Below are 4,780 nucleotides of genomic sequence, written 5' to 3'. Positions count from 1 at the left end.
GAACCGGGCGTTGACCTGCCGCGCCTTGCCGGTCCCGATCCGGTCAACCGCGGTCTTCATGTTGTCAAAAATCCCGCGCTGAGGAACGCCGCCGATTACGCGGAACGCCTGGGTCAGCGCGTCGAACAGCATCTCATGGGTCTGGAGCGGATAGGCCCGCACGATGAAGGCCTTGCTGTGGGATAACTTCGTATGCGCGGCCTGCAGCTTGACTTGCTTGCCGCCAAGAACAGCCCAGTCCTCGCTCCAGTCGAACTGGAAGGCCTCGCCCGGAGCAAAGACCAAGGGCACGAAGGTGCCGCGGCCGCTGGTCTGCTGCTCACGCTGGCGATCAGCCTTCCATGCCCGCACAAAGGCCGCGACGCGCCCGTAGGAGCCATCATAACCCAGAACCGCAAGGTCGGCGTGCATCTGCTTCGCCGTGCGCTTCTGTTTGCGCGACTTGCCAGCCTCAACCCGCAACCAGCCTGACAGCTTCTCGGCAAACAAGTCCAGCTTGCTCGGCCGCTCGGTTGCCCTGAACTGCGGCTCTACTGTGCCGGCTCGCAAATATTTACGGATCGTGTTGCGCGACAATCCTGTCCGCCGCTCTATCTCACGGATCGGCATCCTCTCACGAAAATGCCAACGCCGAATCACACTCAATAATGCCATGTCGATCACTCCATGTTACCTCCAAACAATCCGTTGAAGGCGGTTCAAACATGGGTCACTTCTCAGTGGAAATTTATGCCCCTACCGGGTCAACTCTCAGTGGAAATCAACAATAAGGGCTCAATTCCCGCTGCCTCCTGATAACGGCGCAGGGTAACATCCACGTAGGAGGGTTCGATTTCGATCAACGCGGCCTTGCGCCCGACGGACTCTGCGGCGTGCATCGTCGTGCCAGCGCCTCCGAAGGGATCAAGTACAAGATCACCCGGACCGCTCGCATCACGGATCGCGTCCGCGATCAGCTTCACTGGCTTGACGGTTGGGTGGTCTTCCAGATCCTGCTTGCGGGTTTTCGAAAAGCCGCTGGCGCCAGGGTATTGCCACACGTTGGTGCGGTATCGGCCGAGCCGGCCAAGCTGGATGTTGTTGATGTGGCTGGCCTCGCCGTGTTTGAAGACAGCGATGAATTCATGCTGCGAACGGTAAAACGAGCCCATTCCGCCATTGGGTTTGACCCAGGTGATGACGTTTTTGAGGCTGGAGTAAAGCTCGCGTCCAGTCATGATCAGGTCGGCGATCGACCGCCAGTCGATGAAAACATAGTGAAGTGAACCATCCCGCGATGCATTGCGGGCATGGCCAAGGGCCTCGAGAAGAAACCCGCGAAACTGCTCGATCGTCATCTCGCCTGACGCCATGGCAAACTCGCTGTGCCGCCCGCTGCCGCTCACATTACCCTTGATGGCGACATTGTAAGGCACATCGGTGATCACGAGATCCACGAGCTTGCCGCCAGTGACCAGGCGATAGGCTTCGTCGCTCCGGGCATCGCCGCAGAAGATCCGGTGATTTCCGCAGGCCCAGAGATCGCCTGGCTGACTAACAGGCTTTGCTGGCGGCGGTGCCAAGGGCGGATCGTCTGCGACTGGTGTGTCGTCGAGGGCCATGAGCCCGTCGATCTCGATGATGTCGAAGCCGGTCATCTCGAGATCGAAATCCAGCTCGATCAATGCCTCCAGCTCGTGGGCAAGCAGTTCGGACGACCAGGTCGATCGTTCGGCAATTCGGTTGTCCGCTATGCGCAAGGAGCGCTTTTGAGCTTTGGTAAGACCTGTAATTCGAATGGCCGGTATTTCTGAAAGGCCTGCAAGGCTCGCACCTCCCAGTCGGCCGTGCCCCGCTATCAGACAATTTTGCTCGTCGATTAAGACCGGATTGGTAAAACCATACTCGCTGATGCTCGCAGCAATCCGCTTCAGCTGGGCTTTGTCATGGAGGCGGGGGTTGGTGCTGTGTTCTGCAATATCCGAAAGCGGAATGCTCTCGAAAGTGAGGATTGTTGATTTCATGACGTGCTCCTTCGCTGCGGGAAGGGCTCTCACCTCACCGCATGATCAAAAAAATGTGCGTGGTGAGGCAGTCCGCCAATGTGGCAGTTGCCTCAGCCCTGCGTGCTCCGGAGTCGCTTGGGGTGCACTAATAACTATCTGGCGATTACAGATGGCGCAAGATAAATATTAAATAATTATCGAATAAATGTTTTATTTAAATTACTAATGTTCGCTCATTACTTCGCTTGTTAATTCGCCTATAAACTCGTCGATTAATTCTCTAATATGTTCGGAGATAACTTCTATAGTTTATTTGTGTCTTGACGTTACTGTTCAAGAGTTCGGCGTATTCGTATGAAAATGCGCCATCGTTTCGATGACGTTTGGAACTTCGTTGTCAAATCCATTGCGGAGTTGCGCTTCTGTACGAAAAAAGTGCTGCGTACCGGCCAAGCCGCTAGCCGGCACACAGCATTCGGAAACTACATCAAGTTCCCGGGTGGGCTTCCTGCGGGTTCGCCGCCATTCCCACCGCCACGCTTGATCCGCCTCACAGTGCGGCGTCTCCCGCGGTCCCCGCGCTTATTGGGTCCGGGTCCCCATCACGCCGCCATCTGCAGCTCGGCAATCTTCTGGAATTCTGTCAGCAAATCGCTGTGATGTTGAGCAAGATGACGTACCACTCTCGCGTTATCGAGCATGCCGCAGATGTAGGCAGTCGCAAGCACCAGATCGAGATGGTCAGCCCCATAGCTCTGTTCGATCTGCCTGAAATCGCGGTCGAGCCGCACGGATTCCTGCGTCATCAGATTGATCTGCTCCGGCGTGAGCCCGCGGTTCACCGGACGCTTTCCCTCCACAAACTCATCGGGCGGTGTCGCAGCCACAATTGACTTTACGTAGCTGAGCGAAAATCTGTTCATAGCAATCATCATTTCGGCTGCCGCCATCTGGCGCATGGGTTTAAGCCGCCTGAGCTCGGTGAACGCGTTGAGCGCTACATGCTTGTCCCGCAGAAGATCCGCCGCTTCAGGGCAGATGCCCACGAGCAGGTTCCGCTTCTTGCGGATGAGATCGATGTTGACGTTGAGAGCGCGCGCAAGCCTTTCTTCGGAGACGCCGCGCTTGACCGCTTCGAGGATCATCCGGTGTTCCTGAATAATTGCGATGCGGCTGATCCGGCGATTGTAGGTAAAAGCCTCGTCTTCGGTCGCAATGAGGCAGACTACTTCGCTGACACCCTGGCTGGCTAGGATATCCAGGCGGATATGACCATCCAGCAGGCGGAACCTGTCTTTTGCAAGCGGGTCTGGAACAACGACTGGCGGCTCGATGATACCCACTTCGACGATGGAAGAGGCAATCTGCCGATACTTTTGCGATTTGCGGATAACCGGCCGAAGATCGCGCAGCGGTAATATGTCGGCGATCGGAATGCGCAGTGTTGAGCTTTCAAATGCTTGCGGAAGAGATTTCTGGCGATCATGTTTCATGAAGCCGTCCCGGCTGAAGAATCCAGTCTCATTGGGACGTTGGCTGGTAGTGTCGACAGGTCCTCATCCTCAAGCAGAGCCATGAAGCTTTCATCGCCGGCCAGACGGCGAATTGCCTCGACGATAAAAAGAAGCCTGTCTCGCGTTGCTTGAGATCGCTGGATCAGAGACCGCTTGCGGTCCGCATCCGCCTGATATGCCTTGACCAGAGAGTCTGCCGAAACCCGCTGGCGTTCTTTACGGTCGATGGTCGCGAGACCCTTGCCCCGGCGTTTGCGGGTTTCGATGATCTTCCGGGCCTGAATGAGTTTGCGTCCCTTGAGCAGGCCCTTTTCATATGCGGCGGAAAGCGCAGCCTGAACTTCATGGTCATCACATTCAGCAATATCGACAGCGACGCTAAGAGGAATCACTCCGGATTCCACCGAGCGAAGCAGTCGCTGCTCCCCTTTTTCAATCAGGCGCGCAACACCGTTGACATATTCTCTCGTAAGTCCGGTCTTTCGCGCAATCTCAGTGGCCGAGTAGCCTCGCTCTTCCATGCCGCGGATGTCCTGAAGCAGATCAATCGCCCGGTGCTGACGGCGTGCACAGTTCTCGACAAGGCTGGCAATTAGGCTGTCTTCGGGATCGGCGGTCACCACGAGCGCAGGGACTTCGCTCTGACCAAGTTCGATATAGGCTTCGAGCCTGCCCTGGCCGCAGACCAGATCATAGAATGGCCCGCCAGCTTCGGCCCGGCGGGTTACGGTAATTGGTTTTTTGAGGCCAATTTTTGCGATGTTGTCGACGATCTCCCTGAAATTGCGCTGATTGCGCACCCGCGGATTGACTACTGTAATGCGGCCGACCGGAATCATCTCTACACGCTGGGCGGGCCGGGCAGGCATCAGGCTGCTGCCCTGAAGCTGGTGCGCGCTGCCATCTGATAGAAAGGTGCAAGGCTGTCGAACCGATAGGCATCGAGAGAAAGGCCGTTATATTCTGCCAGCCGGAGAACCGCCTCCCTCATATCGAGACGCGGCAGAAGGTAATAGTCGAGCGGCTTGCTGGTTGCCTGATCCATGCGGACTGCGACAGTCAGGTTCGGCCTTAGAGGCGTATCCAGCCTGAGCTTCCAGCGCAGACTGCCAGCTCTTGTCTGGAAGCATCTGGCGATCGTGAGAGAAGCTGTGAACTCCCGGTTTATCGTCAGAAGATCTGTCACCGGATCGAGCGCGACATTTCCGCCCGCCCCCATTATGCCCTCAACCACCGACTTGATTATTTCGGGATGCATCGCGCGCAATTTCCGGTTGGTTT

The 4,780-nt window shown here is 56.5% G+C and carries 4 protein-coding genes and 1 pseudogene; all 5 read right to left on the bottom strand.

What is annotated here, in order from left to right; translation table 11 throughout:
• Positions 1 to 654, bottom strand: a 654-nt coding sequence (gene istA / locus ACESNI_RS02880; protein WP_373084850.1) for an IS21 family transposase, incomplete at its 3' end; no start/stop codon positions are given.
• Positions 655 to 743: 89 nt separating this feature from the next.
• Positions 744 to 2,003 carry a site-specific DNA-methyltransferase gene (locus ACESNI_RS02875; protein WP_373084848.1) on the bottom strand — a complete coding sequence of 420 codons (1,260 nt, stop codon included), beginning with the start codon at positions 2,001 to 2,003 and terminating at the stop codon, positions 744 to 746.
• Positions 2,004 to 2,587: 584 nt separating this feature from the next.
• On the bottom strand, positions 2,588 to 3,478 hold the full coding sequence (locus ACESNI_RS02870; protein ID WP_373084846.1) for a plasmid partitioning protein RepB C-terminal domain-containing protein: 891 nt from the start codon (positions 3,476 to 3,478) through the stop codon (positions 2,588 to 2,590).
• Positions 3,475 to 4,368 (bottom strand): plasmid partitioning protein RepB C-terminal domain-containing protein, encoded by an 894-nt coding sequence (locus tag ACESNI_RS02865; protein WP_373084844.1) that lies wholly within the window; start codon positions 4,366 to 4,368, stop codon positions 3,475 to 3,477. The genes ACESNI_RS02870 and ACESNI_RS02865 overlap by 4 nt, the downstream gene beginning before the upstream one ends.
• Positions 4,368 to 4,780, bottom strand: a pseudogene (locus tag ACESNI_RS02860) (recombinase family protein); the annotation flags it as partial. The gene ACESNI_RS02865 and the pseudogene ACESNI_RS02860, both read right to left, overlap by 1 nt.

This window comes from Sneathiella sp. (assembly GCF_041689005.1).
Taxonomy (GTDB): Bacteria; Pseudomonadota; Alphaproteobacteria; order Sneathiellales; family Sneathiellaceae; genus Sneathiella.
Note: the sequence above shows the minus strand (reverse complement) of the source record. Positions and strands in the feature narration are given on the sequence as shown.

Bases quoted from the DNA above. Each gene is read 5' to 3' on its own strand.
- ACESNI_RS02875 (WP_373084848.1), bottom strand. From the start codon at position 2,003: ATGAAATCAACAATCCTCACTTTCGAGAGCATTCCGCTTTCGGATATT.
- ACESNI_RS02870 (WP_373084846.1), bottom strand. From the start codon at position 3,478: ATGAAACATGATCGCCAGAAATCTCTTCCGCAAGCATTTGAAAGCTCA.
- ACESNI_RS02865 (WP_373084844.1), bottom strand. From the start codon at position 4,368: ATGCCTGCCCGGCCCGCCCAGCGTGTAGAGATGATTCCGGTCGGCCGC.